The 23,615-nt window shown below is 62.8% G+C and carries 20 protein-coding genes; 13 read left to right on the top strand and 7 right to left on the bottom strand.

The genetic code is table 11. The features are described 5' to 3' along the window. Window positions 1–117: 117 nt before the first annotated feature. Window positions 118–1,185: a CobW family GTP-binding protein gene (locus ACO07C_RS14885; protein WP_421914916.1), complete on the bottom strand. Its 1,068-nt coding sequence runs from the start codon at window positions 1,183–1,185 to the stop codon at window positions 118–120. Window positions 1,186–1,595: 410 nt separating this feature from the next. On the opposite strand from ACO07C_RS14885, the gene ACO07C_RS14880 reads away from it, so the two are divergent. After that, entirely contained in the window at window positions 1,596–2,066 is a 471-nt protein-coding gene (locus ACO07C_RS14880; protein ID WP_227349607.1) for a MarR family winged helix-turn-helix transcriptional regulator, read from the top strand. Window positions 2,067–2,089: 23 nt separating this feature from the next. Here ACO07C_RS14880 and ACO07C_RS14875 read toward each other — a convergent pair whose 3' ends face one another. Further along, window positions 2,090–2,962: an AraC family transcriptional regulator gene (locus tag ACO07C_RS14875; protein ID WP_421914915.1), complete on the bottom strand. Its 873-nt coding sequence runs from the start codon at window positions 2,960–2,962 to the stop codon at window positions 2,090–2,092. Window positions 2,963–3,011: 49 nt separating this feature from the next. Here ACO07C_RS14875 and ACO07C_RS14870 point away from each other — a divergent pair, with 49 nt between their 5' ends. The 6 genes from ACO07C_RS14870 to ACO07C_RS14845 all read left to right on the top strand — a co-directional run bounded on the left by ACO07C_RS14870 (window position 3,012) and on the right by ACO07C_RS14845 (window position 7,937). Next, complete coding sequence (locus ACO07C_RS14870; RefSeq protein ID WP_421914914.1) at window positions 3,012–3,419, top strand: DUF2000 family protein; 408 nt, start codon at window positions 3,012–3,014, stop codon at window positions 3,417–3,419. Window positions 3,420–3,612: 193 nt separating this feature from the next. Next, window positions 3,613–4,497 carry a DMT family transporter gene (locus tag ACO07C_RS14865; RefSeq protein WP_421914913.1) on the top strand — a complete coding sequence of 295 codons (885 nt, stop codon included), beginning with the start codon at window positions 3,613–3,615 and terminating at the stop codon, window positions 4,495–4,497. 65 nt (window positions 4,498–4,562) lie between these two features. After that, the gene (locus ACO07C_RS14860) at window positions 4,563–5,585 is read left to right on the top strand and encodes a LacI family DNA-binding transcriptional regulator (protein WP_421917535.1); all 1,023 of its coding nucleotides are present in this window, start codon (window positions 4,563–4,565) and stop codon (window positions 5,583–5,585) included. Further along, window positions 5,582–6,565: a 2-hydroxyacid dehydrogenase gene (locus tag ACO07C_RS14855; RefSeq protein WP_421914912.1), complete on the top strand. Its 984-nt coding sequence runs from the start codon at window positions 5,582–5,584 to the stop codon at window positions 6,563–6,565. The genes ACO07C_RS14860 and ACO07C_RS14855 overlap by 4 nt, the downstream gene beginning before the upstream one ends. A 119-nt stretch (window positions 6,566–6,684) precedes the next feature. Beyond that, window positions 6,685–7,356, top strand: a complete 672-nt coding sequence (locus ACO07C_RS14850) for an outer membrane protein (protein WP_421914911.1) — start codon at window positions 6,685–6,687, stop codon at window positions 7,354–7,356. Window positions 7,357–7,538: 182 nt separating this feature from the next. Next, window positions 7,539–7,937: a hypothetical protein gene (locus tag ACO07C_RS14845; protein ID WP_421914910.1), complete on the top strand. Its 399-nt coding sequence runs from the start codon at window positions 7,539–7,541 to the stop codon at window positions 7,935–7,937. Window positions 7,938–7,946: 9 nt separating this feature from the next. On the opposite strand, the gene ACO07C_RS14840 is transcribed toward ACO07C_RS14845, so the two are convergent. Next, the gene (locus ACO07C_RS14840; protein WP_421914909.1) at window positions 7,947–8,720 is read right to left on the bottom strand and encodes a gamma-glutamyl-gamma-aminobutyrate hydrolase family protein; all 774 of its coding nucleotides are present in this window, start codon (window positions 8,718–8,720) and stop codon (window positions 7,947–7,949) included. Window positions 8,721–9,064: 344 nt separating this feature from the next. Here ACO07C_RS14840 and ACO07C_RS14835 point away from each other — a divergent pair, with 344 nt between their 5' ends. Continuing rightward, window positions 9,065–10,174 (top strand): TRAP transporter substrate-binding protein, encoded by a 1,110-nt coding sequence (locus tag ACO07C_RS14835; protein ID WP_421914908.1) that lies wholly within the window; start codon window positions 9,065–9,067, stop codon window positions 10,172–10,174. 348 nt (window positions 10,175–10,522) lie between these two features. Here the strand turns inward: ACO07C_RS14835 and ACO07C_RS14830 are convergent, their stop codons facing one another. The 4 genes from ACO07C_RS14830 to ACO07C_RS14815 form a co-directional block, all read right to left on the bottom strand. Next, window positions 10,523–11,551, bottom strand: coding sequence for a zinc-dependent alcohol dehydrogenase family protein (locus tag ACO07C_RS14830; RefSeq protein ID WP_421914907.1), 1,029 nt, complete (start codon window positions 11,549–11,551; stop codon window positions 10,523–10,525). An 84-nt stretch (window positions 11,552–11,635) separates the two neighbouring features. Continuing rightward, window positions 11,636–13,429, bottom strand: coding sequence for a TRAP transporter large permease subunit (locus tag ACO07C_RS14825; protein ID WP_421914906.1), 1,794 nt, complete (start codon window positions 13,427–13,429; stop codon window positions 11,636–11,638). Continuing rightward, entirely contained in the window at window positions 13,426–14,010 is a 585-nt protein-coding gene (locus ACO07C_RS14820) for a TRAP transporter small permease subunit (RefSeq protein ID WP_421914905.1), read from the bottom strand. The genes ACO07C_RS14825 and ACO07C_RS14820 overlap by 4 nt, the downstream gene beginning before the upstream one ends. 178 nt (window positions 14,011–14,188) lie before the next feature. Next, window positions 14,189–15,094 (bottom strand): branched-chain amino acid ABC transporter permease, encoded by a 906-nt coding sequence (locus tag ACO07C_RS14815; protein ID WP_421914904.1) that lies wholly within the window; start codon window positions 15,092–15,094, stop codon window positions 14,189–14,191. A 146-nt stretch (window positions 15,095–15,240) separates the two neighbouring features. Here ACO07C_RS14815 and ACO07C_RS14810 point away from each other — a divergent pair, with 146 nt between their 5' ends. From ACO07C_RS14810 to ACO07C_RS14790, 5 genes are all read left to right on the top strand, one after another. Next, on the top strand, window positions 15,241–15,852 hold the full coding sequence (locus ACO07C_RS14810) for a CGNR zinc finger domain-containing protein (protein ID WP_421914903.1): 612 nt from the start codon (window positions 15,241–15,243) through the stop codon (window positions 15,850–15,852). Continuing rightward, window positions 15,845–16,384, top strand: coding sequence for a hypothetical protein (locus ACO07C_RS14805; protein WP_421914902.1), 540 nt, complete (start codon window positions 15,845–15,847; stop codon window positions 16,382–16,384). The genes ACO07C_RS14810 and ACO07C_RS14805 overlap by 8 nt, the downstream gene beginning before the upstream one ends. A gap of 274 nt (window positions 16,385–16,658) precedes the next feature. Further along, entirely contained in the window at window positions 16,659–20,135 is a 3,477-nt protein-coding gene (locus ACO07C_RS14800) for an indolepyruvate ferredoxin oxidoreductase family protein (protein ID WP_421914901.1), read from the top strand. A 111-nt stretch (window positions 20,136–20,246) separates the two neighbouring features. Continuing rightward, window positions 20,247–22,589, top strand: coding sequence for a putative bifunctional diguanylate cyclase/phosphodiesterase (locus tag ACO07C_RS14795; protein WP_421914900.1), 2,343 nt, complete (start codon window positions 20,247–20,249; stop codon window positions 22,587–22,589). Between the two features lie 150 nt (window positions 22,590–22,739). After that, entirely contained in the window at window positions 22,740–23,510 is a 771-nt protein-coding gene (locus ACO07C_RS14790) for an N-acyl amino acid synthase FeeM domain-containing protein (protein ID WP_421914899.1), read from the top strand. Window positions 23,511–23,615 lie beyond the last annotated feature (105 nt).

The following is a 23,615-nucleotide window of genomic DNA, read 5'->3' as shown; positions in this document are numbered from 1 at the left end:
GGCTATTCCATTTGAAGTTGGCGCTGCCCCTCACCCTTACCCTCTCCCCGCAAGGACGGGGAGAGGTGCCGGCAGGCGGATGAGGGGCAGCGCTAATGCTATGAGTTGATTTTGAAATCAAGCCGCCTGGCAGGCCTCGAAGCTCTTCTTCAGGCGCTCCGCATCAAGGTCGCGGCCGATGAAAACCAGCCGGCTCTCGTGCTTCTCGCCATCCTTCCAGGCGCGCTGGTGGTCGCCCTCGATGATCATGTGCACGCCCTGGATGACATAGCGTTCATCATCGCCCTTGAGCGCGATGATGCCCTTGAGCCGCAGGATGTTCGGGCCTTCCATCTGCGTGATCTTCTCGATCCAGGGGAAGAACTTCTTTGAATCCATCTCGCCGCCGCGCAGCGACACCGACTGCACCGTCACGTCATGGATGGCCGAGGGGCGCGCGTGATGATGGTGATCGTGGCCGTCATGATCATGGTGATGATGGTCGTGGCCGCAATCCGGGCCGCATTCGTGATCATGGTCATGATCGTCATGCGCCTCGAGGAAATGCGGGTCATTTTCCAGCGCCCGGGAAAGATCGAAGGCGCCGCGGTCGAGCACTTCCGACAACGCCACGCCGGCGCGCGTGGTGCGATGGATTCTTGCCGCCGGGTTGATGGCGCGGATCGTCGCCTCGACCTTGGCCAGCTCTTCGGGCGTAACCAGATCGGTCTTGTTGAGCACGACGACATCGGCAAAGGCGATCTGGTCCTCGGCTTCCTTGGAATCCTTGAGCCGCAGCGGCAGATGCTTGGCATCGACCAGCGCAACCACGGCGTCGAGCTTGGTCTTTGAGCGCACGTCGTCGTCCATGAAGAAGGTCTGCGCCACCGGCACCGGATCGGCCAGGCCGGTGGTCTCGACGATGATGGCGTCGAAGCGGCCCGGGCGGCGCATCAGCCCTTCGACGACGCGGATCAGGTCGCCACGCACCGTGCAGCAGACGCAGCCATTGTTCATTTCGTAGATTTCCTCGTCGGATTCCACGATCAGGTCGTTGTCGATGCCGATCTCGCCGAATTCGTTGACGATGACCGCATAACGCTTGCCGTGATTCTCCGACAGGATGCGGTTCAGCAGCGTCGTCTTGCCGGCGCCGAGATAGCCGGTAAGAACGGTTACGGGGATCTGCGTCTGTGCGTCGCTCATGGCTTGCCTCGAAAAGATATCGGCCCGGAAACCAGGCCTCGAAACGGGATTGTCGGCTCCATATAGGATGCCGCCGCCCGTTTTGCACGAGTCAAACCGATGGGCCAATCCGCATGGCTTGCGGCTGGAATTGCCGTGGTGGCATTGCCGCAGCATAACAGTGCTGGCCTGAGCTCATGCGGTGGTGGGGCGCCGGCGTGAACGCCGTCGGATGGTCTCGCTCGACCGTCTCCGGGACGGGAAGTCGTTTGTCATCTAACTGAAATAAATATCTGGCATTAGCCACGGCGGACACTCCAATGCTTGCCGGCAAAGCTGTTTTGCGGCGTCGGAATCTTTTTGATCGTCGATTGCCAACCGGCTGGCCGCGGCTATGCTGCTCTGACCGGTGTGGCCGAAGAGGGATGACCATGGCCAAGGCGGACAAGACTGCGACAATGAGCCGGCTGCATTCGGCGGCGCGGCTGGCGCGTACCGCGCTGGCGGCGCGACTGCTGGCGCACGGCTTCTATGCCGGCCAGGACCAGATCATGCTGGCCCTCGACCGCGAGGACGGCCAGACGCCCGGCAATCTCGCCGGCCGGCTCGGCGTGCGTCCGCCGACGATCACCAAGACCATCAACCGGCTTCAGGCCCAGGGTTTCCTGGACAAGCGCGCCTCGGAAGCCGATGCCCGCCAGGCGCATATCTTTCTCACGGACTCCGGCCGCGAGACCATCCGCGCCATCGAGAAGTCGGTCAAGAAGACTGAAAAGCAGGCCCTGAAGGGTCTCGATAAGAAAGAGCAGAAGGCCTTGCTGAAGCTGCTCGCCCGGATCGAGGCCAACTTGCTGAACGAGGAAATGGTGCTCGTCGACGACGACGCCGAGTCCGACGAGTAGGCCTGCTTTTAAAAAGCCGTGCTCTAGGCTGCGATCGCCGCCTGACCATGCACGAGTGACGCCCAGCGCCCCGGCGTGACGCCGAACGCTTTCTTGAATTGCCGGTTGAAATGGCTCTGGTCGCTGAACCCGGCCGCTATCGCGATCTGCGCCAGGGGCTCGCCGATCTCGATCATTCGGCGCGCTTGCTGAAGCCGGCGCATTACCAGGAACCGGTGCGGGCTGGTCGAGAATGCGGCGCGGAAATGCCGCGACAACGCATAGCGGTCGAGCCCGGTGATTGCTTCCAGTTCCTCGGAGCGCACGCTTCGCGCGATATTGTCTTCCAGATAGTCGCGCGCCAGCCGTGCGGCCCGCCATGCCGGTTTCAACAACGGCCTGGCCGGCTGGACGGCATGCCGGGCCAGGCCTTGCATCAGCTGCCCAATGAAATCGGCGACGAACAACTCATCCAGTTCCTTGTCGATGGGACCCAGCGCCGACAGAAGCGTCGAGCAGAAACCTCGATCGGTCACCACGGCGGCGCGCACGAACGGGAGCGATCCGCCGTCGAGGCACTCCAGCATCAGCGAGGGCTCCAGGTAGAGAATCCGGTAATGCAGGCCGTCTTCGGTACCGGCGCCGCCGTCATGCAACTCGTCGGGATGGAGCACGATAACCTGGCCAGGGAGGCTGTGATGTGTCGTGCCGCGATAGCGGAAGCTCTGCACGCCACGCAGCGTCACGCCGATAGCATAGGTGTCGTGGCGGTGCAGATCGAAGGCATTGCCATGGAACCGCGCTTCGATGCGCTCCATGCCGGCAGCGCCTGGAGCTGTGATGATGCGATTTTCCCCGGGCGCCTCGCACAAACGTCCAAGACCCTGGAATGCTTCTTTGTCTATTTCGAGCGACATCGCTTCCTAGCCTCGGAATGGGGCGCAACCTCGAAATGGCAAATGTCTCATGTTCGATACGAAATTTGCAATCGTGCTGCACGACGATCTTCCGGTCTGGCAAAAACTCAATGTCACCGCGTTCCTGACCAGCGGCATCGTAGCACAGTTCCCGGACATCATCGGTGAGCCCTATCGTGATCGCTCCGGCAATCTCTACAATCCGCTGTCGATCCAGCCGGTCATCGTGCTGTCCGCCGATCGCCAGACGCTGAGGACAATCCACCGGCGTGTGCTGGAGCGCGGCGTCACAAGCTCGCTCTATGTCGAGGAGATGTTCTCGACCGGACACGATCTGGCGAACCGCGCCGTCTTCGAGCAATTCGCGCCCGATGACGCCAAGGTCGTCGGCATCGCGCTCCGCGCCGAGAAGAAGCTGGTCGACAAGATCACCAAGGGCGCCCGCATGGATCCCTGACAATATTGTGGGAGCGAGGACACAGGGACAGGCCAGTCGAGGCAGCTTCCTGTGCACCAGCCGCTTTGGGCTTGCCGGCAACCGACAATTCCCGCAAAGGTGGGATATCCCGCCTTGCTCCCGATCCGGCCCGCAGTTGAGTGCTCCCCAAAGACAAGTTGAAAGCGCAACGCCCCCGGTGGCGATCCTTTGCATGCTTGCCACCTATGTCTTCTTCACATTCCTCGACACCTCAAGCAAATACCTGGTCCTTGCCGGCGTTTCCGCGCTGATCGTCGCCTGGGTTCGCTTCGCCGTGCATGTCGTGCTGGTCGGCACGCTGCTGCGCGGCTGGCGCAATCCCCGGCGCTTTCGCCCCGCCAACCTGCCGGCGCATGTCCTGCGCGGTCTGTTCCTGTTCGGCTCGACGATGTTCAACATTCTGGCGCTGCGCACCCTGCAACTGGCCGAGACCACGTCGATCTACTTCTTCGGCCCCATGGTGATCACGGCACTTGCCGGTCCGCTGCTCGGCGAGTGGGCGGGCTGGCGGCGCTGGCTGGCGATCCTGGCGGGTTTTGCCGGTGTCCTCATCATCACGCGGCCGGGCATCGGTGTCTTCGGCATCGGCCATCTCTTTGCCCTGGGCTCGATGATGTCGAACTGCTTCTACGTCATCATGACGCGCCGCATGTCGGCGACCGAGACGTCGGAAAGCCTGATCCTGTTCTCGGCGCTGGCGCCCGCCGTCCTGCTGCTGCCGATGCTGCCGTTCTCGTTTTCGCTGCCGCATGATGGCTGGCACTGGTTCATTCTGCTCATGCTCGGCGTCTTCGGCGGCATCGGTCACTGGTTGCTCGTGCAGGCCTACCGGCGCGCCACGACCACCGCTCTCGCGCCCTATCCCTATTCGCAGATGGTGTGGATGATCATCTCCGGCTGGCTCATCTTCAACCAGTTCCCCGACCGCTGGACGCTGATCGGCGCCGCCGTCATCGTCGCCAGCGGCCTCTATATCGTCCATCGCGAGCATCGGCTGCGCCTGCGCAACCTCGCGGCCTCGGATGTCGAAGCCGAAGCGCTGGCAAAAAAACTTTGATTTGCCCGGGAACGATGGCATAAGGCCGGCTTTAAACTGTTTAAATCGATTGGGAGTCGAAGCCGCTGGCACAGAAGATCAAGCTTTCGACGATCGCGGATGCGCTTGGCGTGTCGACGGCCACGGTTTCGCTGGCACTGCGCGACAGCCCGCTGGTCGCCGGCGCCACGCGCGACCGCATCAAGGAGCATGCCCGCGCCATCGGCTATATCTACAATCGCCGCGCCGCCAGCCTGCGCACCTCGCGCTCGGGCATTGTCGGTGTCGTCGTGCACGACATCATGAACCCGTTCTTCGCCGAAATCCTGCGCTCGATCGAAAGCGAACTCGACCGCAGCCGCCAGACCTTCATCCTGTCCAACCACTACGACCAGCTGGAAAAACAGCGCACCTTCATCGATACTTTGCTGCAGCTTGGCGCCGATGGCGTCATCATGTCGCCGGCCATCGGCACGCCGGCTTCCGATATCGTGATGGCCGAGGAGAACGGCCTGCCGGCGGTGCTGATCGCGCGCACCGTCGAGGGCGCGGACGTACCCGTGTTTCGCGGCGACGATTCCTACGGCACCGGGCTTGCCACCAACCACCTGATCTCGCTCGGCCACAAGCGCATCGCCATGATCGGCGGCACCGACCAGACGTCGACCGGCCGCGACCGCTACCAGGGCTATGTCAACGCCATGGAAGCCGCCGGGCTGGAGGTCAGGCCGTCCTGGCGCATTGCCGGCCCGCGCACCAAGCAGGCGGGCTTCGAGGCCGCCGGCCAGTTCCTGGCGCTGAAGGACAGGCCGACCGCGGCCTGCTGCTGGAATGATCTCGTCGCCATCGGCCTGATGAACGGCATTGCCCGCGCGGGGCTGGTGCCTGGCATCGACATTTCGGTCACCGGCTATGACGATCTCGAGGAAGCCGCCATCGCCACCCCGGCCTTGACCACCGTGTGGAACGGCCAGCGTGAGGTCGGCCGCCGCGCCGCCAGCGCCTTGCTCGACAAGCTCAATGGGCAGACGGTGCGCCCGTCGCAGGAACTCATCAAGCCGGAACTGCATGTCCGCCAGTCGACCGGCAAGCCGGTGGAGCGTGCATGAGCGAGCCTGGACAGAAGCTTCCCGTCACCATTCTGGTGCCCAATAACTTCCACGACCATGCGGTCGACCGCATCGAGCGGACATTCAGCCTCGTCAGGATCGAGCGGGCCGACCCGGCGCTGGTGACCGACGATATGCGAAGCAAGGTGCGCGGCATTGCTTCATTCGCCGGCATCAGCGCTGCCTTCATGGATGCGCTGCCCAATCTCGAGATCATCGCCAGCTTCGGCGTCGGCTATGGTTCAATCGATGCCCGCCATGCGGCGGAGCATGGCATCATGGTCACCAACACGCCCGATGTTTTGACCGAGGAGGTCGCCGACACCGCGATCGGTCTTTTGATCAATACGATCCGAGACCTGCCGCGCGCCGAAACCTGGCTGCGCGATGGCAATTGGGCTCGCAATGGCGATTATCCGTTGAGCCGGCTGACCCTGCGTGGTCGCAAGGCCGGTATTTTCGGCATGGGCCGCATCGGCCTGGCCATCGCCCGGCGGCTGGAGGCCTTTGGCCTGACAATCGCCTATCACAACCGGCGCCGCGTTGAAGGTCTGTCCTACGAATACCATGAGACCTTGAAAGGCCTCGCCGAAGCGGTCGACACATTGATCTCGGTGGCGCCGGGTGGCGCGTCCACGGCAAAGGCTGTCAACGTGGAGATCCTATCTGCGCTCGGGCCGGACGGTGTGTTCGTCAACATCGGTCGCGGCAGCACCGTGGATGAAGAAGCCCTTGCGGCCGCTCTCGCCAACGGCACCATCGCCGCCGCGGGGCTCGATGTCTTCGCCAATGAACCGAACGTACCCAAGGCGCTGCTGGCTGCGCCGAACGCCACGCTGCTGCCGCATGTCGGCTCGGCCTCGGAGCATACCCGCCGCGCCATGGCGGATCTGTGTGTTGACAATCTTGTCTCCTGGTTTGCAGAGCATAAGCCGCTTACGCCGGTGCCCGAGACTGTGGATGTGAAGGTCACGGCCTGACTGCACAGACGTGACCAATATGCAACGTCAGTTTGGAAAATCGATCGCCGCCATACCGTCACCTTGATTTGCAACCGAAGCAAGATACTCTGCCGGCATTCAACTGGCAGGGGTGCTGCGTGAAATCAATTCTTCTTGCATCGACAATGCTTGTCGCCGCTTCTGGCGGTGCTTTCGCTGCTGACGCGGTCGTAGCGGCTCCCGCGGCCTACGAATGGAGCGGCTTCTACGTCGGCGCGCAGCTTGGATATGGCTGGGGCGACGTCGATAGTCACGATGCCCAGATAGGCAGCGGCGATTCCGATTGGGCCGATTCTTGGAAATCCAACGGAGTGCTGGGTGGTATTCACCTCGGCTACAATCACGCCATCGATTCGTTTGTTCTCGGCGTCGAAGGCGATATCGAGGCCTCTGGGGCGAGCGGTTCTGTGGATTCGGAGTATGCCGGCAACATCAAAACCAAGATAGACGTTCAGGGCTCGCTGAGGGCGCGCCTTGGCTATGTGATGGGGCCGACCCTTCTCTACGCCACGGGCGGTCTGGCCGTCGCTCACTTCCGCACCAACTATGACGGTGATGGGGTAACAGACAGTTCGTCCAACACGAAGGCTGGTTGGACGGTGGGCGCCGGTGTCGAATATGCCTTCACTCAGAACTGGACGACCCGCATCGAATACCGCTACAGCGATTTCGGCACGTTTACCGACAATCCGGCGACCGACAGTCAGTATCTGTATCCGACCGACGTGAAGACTCAGACTGTCCGCGTCGGCGTTAGCTACAAGTTTTGATAGGCAATCGCGGCAGCCGGTCTAAGGGGTAGGGTCGCGACCAGCCATCTCCTCTGGTGTTTGCGGCAGTCTTCGAAGTCGGAAGGCGAGGGCTGCTTGCCATATTTATTAACGCCGGCTTAACGCTTTGAAATCATTCTGTATCCCTCGCTTGCGTATGTCACGCGCACGGAGAAGCCAGGATGAGGATACTTCCTGCATTGATTGCCCTGGCGAGCCTGTTCGCCGGCTTCCAGTTGTTTCGCGGCGTTGGCGATCAAAACTCTAAGGTTTCGGACGGTAATGCTCCGTCATCCGGCAATTACCGGCTGGCCGCCAATGGCGAAGAGGCGACATGCGCGGTCAAACGCGGCGCCGAGGTTGCGAGTGGCCTGTCGCTGCTGACGGTCGCTTCGGACTGCCGGCTGGTTTTTCCAGGAATAGAGCGTGCGAAATTCTGGCGCGACCAGGACGACGGTACCGTTGCCTTTAGCGCCAACGGTGTCGATCCGATCGTCACCTTCGGCGTGGCCGATGGTGACGGTTACGAATCCTACGTACCGACGGCGCCGCTGCTGTCGCTGGCCGCAATCGACGAATAGTCTGACCGATTACTCCGCCGCGGCGCGCGCGCCGGATTTCGCGGCGGCGTGCAGGCGGACCGCATCGCCGAAGGCGCGAAAAATCTTGGCCGAGACGTTGTCCGACTTGACCCAGTATTCGGGATGCCACTGGACGCCGACGGCGAAGGCGCGCGCATCCTTGACGGACACCGCCTCGACGGTTCCGTCGGTGGCGACAGCCTCCAGCTGCAGCTTCGGGCCAAGCCTGTCGACGGCCTGGCGGTGCACCGAATTGACCATGATTTCGCCTTCGCCGAAGACGCCGGCGAGGCAGCTCCCGGGCTTGATCGTGACCTTCTGGCGAATGCCGAAGCGCTCGTCCTGGCTGTCGCTGACCGGCGCGCGGTGATCGAGCGAGCCTTCGCGCTCCTGGATCTCGGTGGCCAGCGTGCCGCCCAGCGCCACGTTCATCTCCTGGATGCCACGGCAGATGGCGAGCAACGGCACGCCGCGCTCCACGGCCTTGCGGATCAGCGGCAGCGTTGTCGAGTCGCGCGCCGGATCATAGGGGCCGTTGGCCTCGCTGGCGTCGCCGCCATAGAGTGATGGATGCACATTGGATTTCGAACCGGTGACCATGACGCCGTCGACGGACGACAACAGCTCGTCGAAATCGAGCCTGTCGCCGAAGGATGGCACCAGAAGCGGAAAGACGCCAGCGCCGGCGATCGCGGCTTCCAGATATTGCTGAGGGGCGGCATGCCAGGTGTAATTGTCGAACTGACGGACGTCGGTCGATATGGCGACGAGCGGCTGGTGCATTTTGGATACGGTTTCCATTCAGTGGCGAAGGCTTATTCGCTATAAAATAGGCGATCCCAAGGCGCTTTTCCATGACAAGTTTTGGGATGACGGATGGGCCAGCGGGTCGTTGTCCGGGCAGTCTGCATCGCAGCATCCCCGACCGGTCGAAAGGTTTTCTCCCCGCGTTAGACTATGGTTGCATGCCTGGCGTCCACGCATTGCAATTCCGCGAACCACGGTCGGCAAATAACGCCGCTGTACTGGACTCGACTTATTGCCTGTGTATTGTTTCCGCCAAGCCGATACGGGGGTATCGAGGATTTCCCGAACGTCGGTCTGTTGATCCAAAAGGGAGGAACTTCATGGATCGTCGTTCATTCATGCGCAAGGCCGGGGCAACCGGTGCGGGAGCCGCGGCCCTTGCCGCAACACTCGCCGCGCCCGCCATCGCCCAGTCCAATCCCAAGGTGACGTGGCGCCTTGCGTCATCCTTTCCGAAATCGCTGGACACGATCTATGGCGGCGCCGAGGTCTTTTCAAAAATGCTTTCGGAAGCGACCGACGGCAATTTCCAGGTCCAGGTCTTCGCGGCCGGTGAACTGGTGCCCGGCCTGCAGGCCGCCGATGCAACGACCGCCGGCACGGTCGAGGCCTCCCATACCGTGGCATATTACTACTGGGGCAAGGACCCGACCTGGGCACTGGGTGCGGCGGTGCCATTTTCACTGAACGCGCGCGGCATGAATGCCTGGCACTACCACGGCGGCGGCATCGACCTGTTCAATGAATTTTTGGCCACGCAGGGCCTTTTCGGCCTGCCTGGCGGCAATACCGGCGTACAGATGGGCGGCTGGTTCCGCAAGGAGATCAACACGGTCGCCGACCTATCAGGCCTCAAGATGCGCATCGGAGGATTTGCCGGCAAGGTAATTGAACGGCTCGGTGTCGTGCCGCAGCAGATCGCCGGCGGCGATATCTACCCGGCCTTGGAGAAAGGCACGATCGACGCCGCCGAATGGGTCGGCCCCTATGACGACGAGAAGCTCGGCTTCTACAAGGTCGCGCCCTACTATTACTATCCCGGCTGGTGGGAGGGCGGGCCGACGGTTCATCTGCTGTTCAACAAGGCCAAATACGAAGCGCTCTCGCCGGCCTACAAGTCGCTGGTTCGCACGGCGGCCCAGGCGGCCGACGCCGGCATGCTGCAGAAGTACGACTATGTGAACCCGCCGGCGGTGAAGCGGCTGGTGGCCGGCGGCGCGAAATTGCGGCCGTTCAGCCAGGACATCATGGCCGCCTGCTTCGAAAAGGCCAACGAGGTCTATGCCGAGATGGAAGCGTCCAACGCGCCCTTCAAGAAGATCTGGGAATCGATCAAGGGCTTCCGCAAGGAGCACTATCTGTGGGCGCAGGTGGCCGAATACAATTACGACACCTTCATGATGGTGCAGCAGCGCAAGGGCAAGCTTTAGGGCAATTCCAAGAAAAGTGCGAAGCGGTTTTCCGTCCGGAATTGCGTTAAATTAAAGAGATAGAGTGTTTTGCCGTTTCCGTGAAACGGTGAAACGCTCTAGACTTGTCTGAAGACACCTCGTGCTTGCGTCGGCTAATGGTTGAAGTCCGCGCCGCCCCTCAACCGCCTGCCGGCACCTTCTGCCCGTATAGTGACGGCGAGAAGGGAGCCGCCCCACCCTTGGCGCGTCTTCCTACAAACGTTCGTAATTGGCGAAACCGGCAATGAGGGCGTCCTTCTCCCCGTCACTCCGGGGAGAAGTGTCCGGCAGGGCGATGAGGGGCAACGCGAACGCCTGAAAAATGGTTCAGCCTCGGTTGGGCACCACCAGCACCTTGACTTCACCGGGCGCCGGCGGATTGGCGATCACCGCCGGCGCTTCCTCGAGCGTCACCTGCCTGGAAATCAGCCGGTCGATCTCGATGGCGCCGGACGCGATGAGCTCGGCGGCCCGCCGGTGGGTGAAGGGATTGAGGAAGGACCCGAGTATCTTCAGCTCGCGGAAGAGCAGGTCGAACGGTTCGATCTCCACTTTCATGCCCTGCGGCATCACGCCGACGATCACCACCGTGCCGCCGGGTCGTGCCAGCCGCAATGACTGCTCGACGGTTTCCTTCACGCCGGCGCATTCGAGCACCACGTCGACGCCACCCGGCGCCAGTCCGGATGGCCCGGTCATCTCATCGAAAAAGTCGGCGGCGTTGGGATCGACCGTCGCTGTCGCGCCGAGTTCCTCGGCCAGCGCGCGCCGCGAAGCCTGGCGTGTCGACAGGATGATGGTTTTGGCCCCCGCAAGTCTAGCCAGTTGCACCGTGAGCAGCCCGATCACGCCGCCGCCGAGCACGACGACCGAGGAGCCGGGCCTGATGCCGGCTAGGTCGACGCCATGCAGGCAGCAGCCGAGCGGCTCGCAGAAGGCGCCATGCGTTGGCTTCAGGTCAGCTGGCAGCAGGAAGGCCTGTTTCTGCGGCAGCACGACATATTCGGCAAAGCCACCGTCGCGATGAATGCCGATGGCTTGCAGGTTGCCGCACAGATTGGCCCTTCCGGCATGACAATGCGGGCAACGGCCGCAGGCGATGTTGGGATCGCCGGTGACGCGGTCGCCGATTGCAAAGCCGGAGACCGCGGGTCCGATGGCCTCGACGATGCCGGAGAATTCATGGCCGAGGGTGACCGGCGGCCTGCATGGAAATTCACCGTGGAAGAGATGCCGGTCGGTGCCACAGACCCCGCAGGCTTCGATCCGGACCAGGAGATCCTCCGGCCCGGCAAGCGGCTTGCCGACGTTGCGCGTGGCGATGCTGCCCACCACCTCAAGGCGTACCGCTTTCATGGCTGTCGCTCCTCGGCGCGTGGCCCCTGAATCAAATGCTACAGCGTGCGTTGCGCCTCTGGAAGAACGCTCGGTATTACCGCGTTAGTTGAAACTTGGTGGCTGGGACAGATCGGTTGACGGCGCCTCCGGTTTGGCCGGTGGTGTCTCGCCGAAACTAGGCGGCTGCGACAAGTCCGGCGCTGCCGGTGTGGCTCCGTCATTGGCGGGCGCCGGGCTGCCATTGGCCGGCGGCGCCCCAGCCGGTGACAGGCCAAGTCCCGGCACTTCGGGGACCTGATAGTCGATCCCGCCTGGGTCGACCGTGGTACCCTTGTAGTGCATCACCATCCCCGGGAAGGCGATGGTCAGCCCGATCATGATCACCTGGATGCCCACGAAGGGCACCGCGCCCCAATAGATCTGGCCGGTGGTGATCGGCTGGATGGTCTTGCCGGTGAGGCGATCGAGATAGGGTACGCGGGCGGCGACCGAGCGCAGGTAGAACAGCGCGAAGCCGAAGGGCGGATGCATGAAACTGGTCTGCATGTTGACGCCCAGGAGAACGCCGAACCAGATCAGGTCGATGCCGAGCTTTTCGGCCGCGGGCGCCAGCAGCGGCACGATGATGAACGCCAACTCGAAGAAATCGAGGAAGAAGGCCAGGAAGAAGATGAGGATGTTGACACCGATCAGGAAGCCGATTTCGCCGCCAGGCAGCGAGGTGAGCAGGTGCTCGACCCATATCTGTCCGTTGACGCCGTAGAATGTCAGCGAGAAGACCCGGGCGCCGATCAGGATGAACAGCACGAAGGACGAAAGCCGTGTCGTCGAGGCCAGCGCCTGCTTGACCACATCGAGCGACAACCGGCCCTTCATCGCCGCCATCACCATCGCTCCAACCGCGCCCATGGCGCCGCCTTCGGTCGGTGTGGCGATGCCGAGGAAGATGGTGCCGAGCACCAGGAAGATCAGCGCCAGCGGCGGGATCAGCACGATGACGACCTGCTGCGCCAGCCGCGACATCAGGTTGAGGTTCAGGCGCCTGTCGGCGATCGCGAGAAAATAGATGAGAATCACGCCGACGGTTCCACCTAGGATATCGGCGCTGTCGCCATGCGCCGGCGCCAGATAGCGATAGGCGGCGTAGGAAACGATGATGGCCGCCGCCAGCGCCACCAGCAGCGACAGTACGCCATGTCCCAGCGTACGCGCTTCCAGCGGCAACGCCGGCATCGATTTTGGCCGGATGATCGACATGATCAGGATGTAAAGCGCGTAGAGGCCGGTCAGCACCAGGCCCGGTATCAGCGCACCCGCGTACATGTCGCCGACGGAGCGGCCGAGCTGGTCGGCCAGCACGATCAGCACCAGCGATGGCGGGATGATCTGGGCCAGCGTGCCAGAGGCGGCGATGACGCCGGACGCCAGCCTGCGGTCATAGCCATAGCGCAGCATGATCGGCAGCGAGATCAGCCCCATGGCGATGACCGAAGCGGCCACCACGCCGGTGGTCGCCGCGAGCAGCGCGCCGACGAAGATCACCGCATAGGCGAGGCCGCCGCGAATGGGGCCGAACAGCTGGCCGATCGTATCGAGCAGGTCCTCCGCCATGCCGGACCGTTCGAGCACGATGCCCATGAAGGTGAAGAAAGGGATGGCCAGCAGCGTGTCGTTGGACATCACCCGGCTGCCGTAGAAATTGTCCGGGAGCGCGTAGAGCAGCGGCCAGTCGAGATTGATCGCCCCGCCTGAATACGGCGTCAGCAGAACGCCGATGAAGAAGAACATCAGGCCATTGGCGGCAAGCGAGAAGGCGACGGGGTAGCCGATCAGCATGAACAGGATCAGCGAGATGAACATGATCGGCGCCATGTTCTGCGCGATGAATTCCATCATGGGCGGGCCTCTTCGGCGAGCGCCTTGGCTTCGAGTTCGGCCTGCTCATGCGCGGAAATGAACGGATTGGGATCGTCCATCAGACCGCGCATGATGGCGATCTTCTTGATGATCTCGGAGATGCCCTGGAGTGCCAGCAGGAAGAACCCGACCAGCAGGATCGCCTTGGCCGGCCAGACGATCAATCCACCGGCGTTTGTCGACATCTCGCCGCTGCGCAACGACAGGGACACGTAGGGGACGAAATAGAACACCATCAGCGTCACGAACGGCATCAGGAAGAAGAGGTGGCCGAGAAGGTCGATCCAGTGCTGCACGCGCCTGGGAAACATGCCGTGGACGATGTCGATTCGGATATGCTCGTTCTGCTTGAGCGTGTAGGCGGCGGCGAGCATGAAGGCGGCGCCGAACAGGTACCATTGCAACTCCAGCCACGCATTCGACGACATGTCGAACACCTTGCGGATGATGGCATTGCCGGCGCTGACCAGGATCGCCAGCAGGATCAGCCAGGAAACGCATTTGCCGATGAATTCGTTCAAACGGTCAATGGCCCTGGATAGAGCGAGCAGCCCTGCCATGCGTTTCTCCCCCTATGGCAAGGCGCGCCGATCCTCTCCTCCGAAGCGCCTTGGTGGCCCAACGGTATGCCGTGCGTGGTCAGGCGGGTCAACACGCGACGCGACACCGTCATGCCGGGATGTGACGGCAAGCCGCACGGGATCCGAAAAACGCAATCGTCTTTGGGGTAAGGGATGCTCAGGCCACCTTGCCCTGGTCGCGGCCGGCGCCGATCAGCACCAGCATGGCGACGAGGAACAGGTACATCCAGGCATCGCGCCATTCGAGCGGGAAATAGCCGGCCCAGAGCGATTCGGCCATGCCGAAGGCGGCCGCGCCCAATGCCGCCCGCGAGGGCGACATGTATCCGCCGACCGCCGTCACGAACAGGATCTTCAGCCCGTAGACCAGGCCGGAACCGAAGCTGACATTGCCATAGTAGAGGCCGGCCAATATGCCGGCCAGCGCAGCGCAGAATCCGCTGTAGAGAACCGCGCTTCGGAAGGTCGCGCGCACGTCGACGCCGCACATGGCCGCGCCCCAGGGGTCGTCGGATACGGCGCGCCAGCGTCGGCCGAAGCTTGACCGGGCGAACGCCCATGTGGCGAGGACGATGGCTGCCAGCACCACGGCGCAGTCGAGCAACTGGATGAGCGTCAGCGTCGCTTTGAAGCCAGCGCCTTCGGCGAACACGACGGGTTCGGCCAGCATCGGCGGCAGCCAGAGATCATGGGTGTCGGCGGCGATGCGGCTTGCCTCCGACAGGACCAGCAATATGCCCAGCGTCGTGACCACGATGGCGTTGGGCGTCCGGTCGGCGAGCGTCTCGAACACGTTGCGCGACAGCACGTGACTGATCAGCGCGGAATAGAGGAATGCGGTGACAATGCCGAGCACGATCGAGGCCAGCAGAGTCAGCCATAGCACCTGATAGCCGAAGGCAACGGCAAGGATCATGGTCTGGCCGCAGAAGGCAAAGAGCGCCCCATAGGCAAGGTTCGTGCGATGCAGGAGGCCGTTGGTCAGCACGTAACCGAAGGCGAGCAGCGCATAAAGCGCGCCGGAATGCAGCCCGTTCAGAACCTGCTGGAAAAAATACAGCATGCACAATCCTGGGAGCAGGGCGCCGCAAGGTACGCAGCGATTTGGGGCGACATGCTCAGACGAAGGCAGCGAGGGCTGCGCTCAAAGGAAGATTTGCATTGTCGAATCTAACTTGTCAAATGCGATTTATCGGTTAGATTTTACCCATGACGGTATCCTGGACCCCGCACCGCTTCACAGGTGGCCTGCTGGCGCTCGACACGGCCAACACGGTCGTGCTGCGAGGCGATCCGCAAAAGACCTTCGATCGTTTCGACGATCCGCGGGAGATCGCCCGTTTCGCCGATGCCGCGAGCGGCTTTCGCGCGGCCGAACTTGGTGGCAGGCGGCTTGAAGCGCCGTCGCCGCAAGCGATCGCGCCGGTCGTGGTCTCGATCCGTGAAACGACCGACCGGTTGTTTCGCGGCGCGGTTTCGAAGGGTGCGGTCGCCACCGGTGACCTGCCCGGATTCCTGCGAGCCTGCGCCGAGGGCTTGGCTGGCAGCCAGACCGAAATCGGCGCGCCCGGGAGGCCGTTTGGCGATCCGGCGAAGCCGATCGCCTTCGAGGCGGCGCTGGCTGTTTCCGCCCTGTCGCTTCTGCGTGACGACACCATCGCGAGGCTGAGGATCTGTCCCAACTGCACCTGGCTGTTCGTCGACAGGAGCCGCAACTCCAGCCGCCTGTGGTGTGACATGGCGGTGTGCGGCAACCGCCAGAAAGCCAGCCGTCACTATCGCCGCCGCCGCACGGCTGCCAACGAGGTCAGCGATGGCTAGACGTCTTTCGAGCTCGATTCTCGCCGGTATCGCGGTGGCCGCCGCCCTCGCCCTCGGCGCATGTCGCGATACGGGCAAGGAGGGTGAAGGCAAGCTTTTCGAGATTTCCGGAAAGATATTCGTTTTCAACTACCGTCTTGCGCGGGCAACCTATGTTGTAACCCTCAGGCCCCTGCAGCCGATGGGCGAGGGGCAAGTGGTCGTTGCCAGCTTCCAGAACCCGGCTGGCGGCGCGCCGCTCGTGGTCGAGCAGAAGGTCTGGCCAAAGCTCAACAAGGTGTCGCTGGAAAGCCCCGCGCTGACCTGCGTCGTCAAGGACAAGCCCTATGCGATCGCGCTTAGCATCAGAGGCCCCGATGGCGCTGTTCTCCAGACGATCGACACAACGCTGATGTCGACGGAGGACCAGTCGGTCCTGCCGGATCGGCCGCTGGTCATCGACCAGCTCTACACCGCCAATCCTGAGCTTGCCGGCCATCCCGACGGCAAGCTGCCGGGCGAACCCAAGCCCGATTGCTCGCAGGGCATGTAGTGCGGCCCCAAAAGTGCGCGGAGGTTTTGGACAACGACCTGCATAAACAGAGGCGCTGTCCCCTCCACCCACACCGCACAGAAATTTTCGTTCGTCACGATGACATCGATTGAACGATCTCGTACCTAGGCAAACGCGCTTTCGGTCTGTTCATTGCGCGTTATCTGGCACCTGCGATTTTGTTTGACCTGCCCGGCAAGGGGATAAACACTGCGCCATTCGACCCCGACGTTGGCTGCCTGACCCAGTGCGGCCTCCGCAGAGGAAATACCTGATGACGCTGCACGACGTCGCGCTCGACGACAAGTTCGACCTGGGGAAGGAGCGCATCTTCCTTTCCGGAGCGCAGGCGGTCATCCGCATGCTCTTGATGCAGCGCGAGCGTGACCGCCGGGCCGGCCTGAACACGGCGGGCTTCGTCTCCGGCTATCGCGGCTCGCCGCTCGGTGGCCTCGACCTGCAGCTCTGGAAAGCCAAGAAGCAGCTTGCCCAGGCCGATATCGTCTTCCAGCCCGGCCTCAACGAGGAACTCGCGGCCACGGCCTGCTGGGGTTCGCAGCAGGCCGAACTGATGGGCGAAGGCACGCATGACGGTGTCTTCTCGGTCTGGTACGGCAAGGGGCCGGGCGTCGACCGCTCCGGCGACGTGTTCCGTCACGCCAACCTTGCCGGCTCGTCGAAACATGGCGGTGTGCTGGCCCTGATGGGCGACGACCACATGGCCGAATCCTCGACCAATGCGCATGCCACGGAATTCCTGTTCGTCGACACGATGGTGCCGATCCTCAACCCGGCGGGAGTCCAGGAGATCATCGACTACGGGCTCTACGGCTTTGCCATGTCGCGCTTCGCCGGCACCTGGGCGGCGATCAAATGCGTCAAGGACAACATCGAATCGACGGCCTCGGTCGACGCCTCCCTGGAGAGGCTGAACATTGTCGTTCCCGAGTTCGACATGCCGCCCGGCGGGCTCAACATCCGCAACGAGATCGACATGCTCGGCCAGGAAGAGCGGTTGCATGAATACAAGCGCGCCGCCGCTTCAGCCTTCATCCATGCCAACGGCCTGAACAGAACCGTCTATTCGGGCGGCCGCGACCCGAAGCTTGGCATCATCACCATCGGCAAGAGCTATCTCGACGTCCGCCAGGCGCTGGACGATATCGGCGTCGATGAGGCGGCGGCCAACCGCATCGGGATCCGGCTGTTCAAGGTCGGCTGCCCGTGGCCGCTCGACCTGCAGCATATCGCCGACTTCGCGCGCGGCCTCGACACCATCGTCGTGGTCGAGGAGAAGCGCTCGCTGATCGAGGTGCAGTTGCGCGAAAGCCTCTACGGCACCGCGACGCAGCCGGTCATCGTCGGCAAGAAGGACGAACGCGGCGACTGGCTGTTTCCGGCCAAGGGCGCGCTTGACCCCAACGAGATCGCCATAGCGCTTGGCGACAGGATCGTGCGTACCATCGGTCCGTCGGAAGAGATTTCGGCGCGGGTGGCAAAGCTGCGCCAGTTCCAGGCGATGCTTGCCGACACCGCCGACATCGGCTCGCGCACACCGTTCTTCTGTTCCGGCTGCCCGCACAATTCCTCGACCAAGGTGCCGGACGGCTCGATCGCCGCCGCCGGCATAGGCTGCCACTTCATGGCGCTGTGGATGGACCGCAACACCGTCGGCTTCACCGCCATGGGTGGTGAGGGCGCGCAATGGGTGGGGCAGGCGCCGTTTTCGAAGCGCGAGCACATCTTCCAGAACCTGGGCGACGGCACCTACAACCACTCCGGCACGCTGGCGATCCGTTTCGCGCTGTCGACCGACGCCAACATCACCTACAAGATCCTCTACAACGATGCCGTCGCCATGACCGGTGGCCAGCCGCACGAGGGCGGCCTGACCGTCGACATGATCGCGAGACAGGTGCGCGCCGAGGGCGTCGACCGCATCGCCATCGTCACCGATGAGCCGGATAAATATTCAGGCAAGGCGGAATTCCCCGCCGGCGCCACCATCCATCACCGCGATGACCTCGACCTCGTCCAGCGCGAGCTGCGTGACGTGAAGGGCGTTTCGGTGCTGCTCTACGACCAGACCTGCGCCGCTGAAAAACGCCGCCGCCGCAAGCGCGGCACCTTTCCCGATCCCGACAAGCGGGTCTTCATCAACGAGCTGGTCTGCGAAGGCTGTGGCGATTGCGGCGTGCAGTCGAACTGCGTCTCGATCCAGCCGGTCGAGACCGAGTTCGGCCGCAAGCGCAAGATCGACCAGTCGAGCTGCAACAAGGACTTTTCCTGCGTCAATGGCTTCTGCCCGTCCTTCGTCACGGTCCACGGAGCCAAGATCAGGAAGGCCGAAGGCATAGCCGGCAAGGCTGATCCGCTCGACGGCGTGCCGACGCCCGCTGAATTTCCGCTTGGCGAACAGGGTTGGGCGGCGATCATCGACGGTGTTGGCGGCACCGGTGTCGTCACCGTGGGCGCGGTGCTGGGCATGGCTGCCCATCTCGAGGACAAGGGTTGCGGCATGATCGACATGGCCGGCCTTGCCCAGAAGGGCGGTTCGGTGTTCACCCATGTGCGCATCGCCCGCACGCCCGACGATATCAACGCCATCCGCGTTTCGGCCGGCAAGGCCGATCTCGTGCTTGGCTGCGACCTTGTGGTCTCCGGCGCCAAGAAGGTGCTGGGCGCGGTCCGCGAGGGCCACACCATCTTCCTCGCCAACACCGCCGAGATCATGCCCGGCGAATTCGCCCGTTCCGCCGACTTCTCGCTGCCCATCGAACGCCTGAAGAAGGCGATCCGCACTGCTGCCGGCGAGGACAAGGCGCATTTCTTCGATGCCACCCGCACCGCGGCCGCGCTGTTTGGCAATTCGCTCGGCGCCAACATGTTCATGCTCGGCTTTGCTTTCCAGCATGGCGGCTTGCCGCTGTCGGCCGAGGCGGTCGAGAAGGCGATCGAGCTCAATGGCGAGGCGGTTGCCATGAACATCGCGGCCTTCCGCTGGGGCCGTCGCGCCGCCCACCAGCCGGATTTTGTGCGCGGCCTCATCGCCCAGCCGGGTACGGCCGGGCAAAAGGCCATCGCCGAAACACTGGACGAGATCATCGCCCGCCGCGTCGCCTTCCTGACCGCCTATCAGAACGCCGCCTATGCCAGGCGTTATGCCGATCGCCTGGCTGCGCTGCGCGCCGCCGAAGCCAAGGCCGTGCCGGGCTCGACCGCGGTCACGGAAGCCGCGGCGAGGAACCTCTTCAAGCTGATGGCGATCAAGGACGAATACGAGGTGGCAAGGCTCTATACGGACGGCTCCTTCACCGCCGAGTTGGGAAAGCAGTTCCAGAGCTACGACAAGCTCGAATTCCACCTCGCGCCGCCGATCATGGGCAGGCGCGGCAATGACGGCAAACCCAGGAAATCCAGCTTCGGTCCGTGGATGATGAAGGGTTTTCGCGTGCTGGCGGCGATGAAGAGCCTGCGCGGGACGGCCTTCGACCTGTTCGGCTACAGCGCCGAGCGCCGCATGGAGCGCGGGCTTCTCGCGCAATACGAGGCGGATCTCGATCTGGTCGGCGGCGCACTCGCGCCGGGCAAGATCGAGGCGGCCGCGGCGCTGGCCTCCGTGCCCGCGCTTGTTCGCGGTTATGGCCATGTCAGGCGGGCCAGCGTAGAAAAGGCCGCGGGCGAGCGTGCAAGACTGCTCGAGCGGCTGGCCCATGCGGGTGCGCGGCCGGAACTGCAGGCCGCCGAATGATCGATACGTCTTGTTTACCTGATTTGCGGGTTCAGGCAGGGAAACTCGCCTTGCGGACTTGACGGCCGGCCGCCAAGCGGCCCTCTAAATCTTTCTTAAGGCGGATATGTCATGACTGCGGTTCGAGCGGCACCGCAGGCAATGCAGGCAAACAAAAGCGAAGAAATAGCCGGGGACGTCTATGTAGGCTTCGTGCGGTCGTTGTTTAACGACCCCGGAATCCTGCTGATAGGCGCTTTTTGCCATGGCTTGATCGGGTTGCTGGTCTACTTTTCCTCCAAGGAACCGATCTACCTGGCGCTCTCGGTCATCATGCTGGGCGCTGGTCTTTACCGCTATTACGGCATCCGCAAGGGTCAGCGGGCCAGCAATTTCGACGACTACGACACCGCCAAGAAGTGGGAACGCTACTACCTGATCGGCGGGACGATACAGGCTTTCTTCATGGGCCTGTTCTGCTTCACCAGCATCTACCTCAAGCCAGACATGTTTGGCGAAAGCGCCGCCATCGCGGTCATCATGGGGTCGACGGTCACCATCGTCGGCCGCAATTATGGCTCGAAAGCCATGGTCACCGTCCAGGCCTTCACGGTCGTGCTGCCGATTGCTGTCGGCCTGATGCTGAAGGGCGATACGAACAATTTCATCCTCGGCCTCTACATCGTCCCGTTCATCTTCATCATCACCCGGATGGCCAACCACGTCCGGACCGTGCTGTTCAACGCCATCTCGCAACGCAAGACGGCGGCCAGGCTCGCCGAGCGCTTCAACCGGGCGCTCAACACCATGTCGCATGGCCTTGTCATGCTGGGTCCCGACGGTAGGGTGGTGGTCGGCAATGCCGAGGCCGCGCATCTGATGTCGATGCGGTCGCCGGACGCCCTGCTCGGCCGCTCGATCCATGGCCTGCTCATGCGCGGCGTAGCCGGCGGCATGCTGGCGCCCAAGGATTGCCGCTACATCGAGGCGCAGCTGACGCGCGCCTTGCGCGAAGGCCGCGACCGCAAGGTGCTGGTCTCGCTGGCCAACGGCCAGCACTATGAGTTCTCGGCGCGCGAAGGCAGCCAGGAACTGGGCGTCATCACCTTCGAGGACGTGACGGCCCGCGTCGAGGCGGAGGAAAAGATACGTTTCATGGCGCGCTACGACAGCCTCACCGGCCTGCCGAACCGCGCCTATTTCCATGAACTGGTCGGCGAAAGCATGGCGTCGGGCGACCGTGACCGTCTTTGCGCGCTCGCGGTGCTCGACCTCGACGACTTCAAGAGCGTCAACGATACGCTCGGCCATCCGATCGGCGACGGGCTGATCTACGCGGTCGCCGAGCGACTGGTCGCGTTCGCGGGACAGGGGATCAACGTCAGCCGCTTCGGCGGCGACGAGTTCATGATCTTCTTCGACCGGATCGATGACGAAACCCATATGGCCAGGCAGCTTGAAGACATCTTTGCCGGTCTGCAGGGCGACGTGGATGTCGCCGGCCACGTCCTGCGCATCCAGGCAAGCGCCGGCGCCGTTTTGTCGCGCGTCGAAGGCACCGACGTCGACGAGATGATCGTCAAGGCGGACCTGGCGCTCTACAAGGCCAAGGAACTCGGCAAGAACAACTGGCGGCTCTTCGAGGCGTCGATGGATGCCGCCTTCCGCAACCGGCAGCTGATGAAGGCGGACCTGCGCAGCGCGGTGGAAAGCAAGGGATTGCGGGTCGTCTATCAGCCGATCGTGGCGATGAACACGATGCGCATCGCCAGTTGCGAAGCGCTGTGCCGCTGGGATCATCCCGATCTCGGGCCGATCTCGCCCAGCATTTTCATTCCGTTGGCCGAGGAAATGGGCATCATTTCCGAGATCAGCACCTTCGTCCTGCAAGCGGCATGCACCGAATGCGCCAAATGGCCGGCCCAGACCAGCGTCTCGGTCAATCTCTCAGCCAAGGATTTCCGCAACCGCGACGTCATCCAGAAGGTTCGCGAAGCCCTCGCCAGTTCAGGTCTCGCCGCTAGCCGCCTGGAGATCGAGGTCACCGAGACCGCGCTTCTCGACGACAAGTCGCTGACGCGTCAGTATATCGAGGAATTGAAGCAGCTCGGCGTGCGGATCGCGCTTGACGATTTCGGCACCGGCTATTCAAGCCTGAGCTATCTGCACAAGCTGCCGCTCGACAAGATCAAGATCGATCGTTCCTTCGTCATGGATGTCACCCAGAGCCCGCGTTCGCTCGATCTGTTGAAGGGCATCGTCGACCTGACCAGGACGTTGGGGCTCACCGTCACCATCGAAGGCGTGGAAACCTTCGAGCAACTGAAGATCCTGGTGCACACCGTCAAGCCGGATCTCGTCCAGGGCTTCCTCTTCGGCGCCGCGCTAAGCGCATCGGGCATCGAGACCATGTCCAACGTGACCTGGCCCTTCGCCGCCGAGCTGCGACCCGTCGCAAAACTCGCCGCTACCTGATCAGCCTTCCGAAAAACTGCCCGACCGCCGCCGATCCCCTCGGTTGGCTGTTAAGGTTAACGTTCGGTAAATGGAAAGGCTTGGAGTTTTACCTTTTAGCAAACCTGAACGTCCGGTATTGTCCTTCGTGGCGGGTACGAGGGGAAACGCATGGACACTCATCGGTTAGGCGTGCCTGAAACCCAGGCCGAAGCTAGACAGCAGGCCCCATCGCTGTTCGCGCGCAACGTTCTGGACGTGCTGGAGCGTATCGAGTATCGGCGCTGCGAGAGCGGCGAGGATCTCGAAGCGGTTTACCGCCTTCGCTACAAGGCCTTCCATTCGCATGGCCTGCTCGACCCGATCGTCGAACAGAAGCTGAGCGACCGTCTCGATGAGACCCGCAACTGCTATTGTTTCGGCGTCTTCATGGACAATGAGCTGGTCAGCACGGTCAGGCTGCATCACTTGACCCGTGAAACGCCGGAAGCGCCGATCATGACGGTCTTCGGCGACAGGCTGCTCATGCGGCTGGCCAGGGGCGAGACCTTCATAGATCCAAGCAGGCTCGCGATCGACCCGCAGATGTCCTCGATCAACAGGGCGCTGCCTTATGTCACGCTGCGGTTGGCGGTGATCGCGAACACGTTCTTCGACGCAACCAGCTGCATCTCGATGATCCGAGAAGAGCACACCGCCTTCTATCATCGCATCTTCGGCTCGGTGCAGGTTGGCGAGCCGCGTCTCTACCCGCCGTTCACCATGCCGATCTACTTCTATGAATCGCGCTGCGAGCTCAACATGGCTCCGACCCTGCAAAGGTTTCCGTTCTTCCAGTCGACGGCTCTGGAGAGGCGGATGCTTTTTGCCAAGGCCACAACGGGCGAACTCGCGCCACTGACCATCCTTCCCACCGCCAAGTACTTCAGCGAAGCCGCCTGATCCCGGCGATTTTTTTGGGCGCGCCGTGGAGCTTTCCGGGCGGCTCGGCGTTCTCATGACGGCTGCAGCGTCAAATGACGCGTTCGCATGCCATGAACACGTCGG

The sequence above is a fragment of the Mesorhizobium sp. genome (genome assembly GCF_965229135.1).
Classification (GTDB): Bacteria; Pseudomonadota; Alphaproteobacteria; order Rhizobiales; family Rhizobiaceae; genus Mesorhizobium.
The sequence above is the reverse complement of the archived record's forward strand: the minus strand, read 5'-3'. Positions and strand labels throughout refer to the sequence as shown.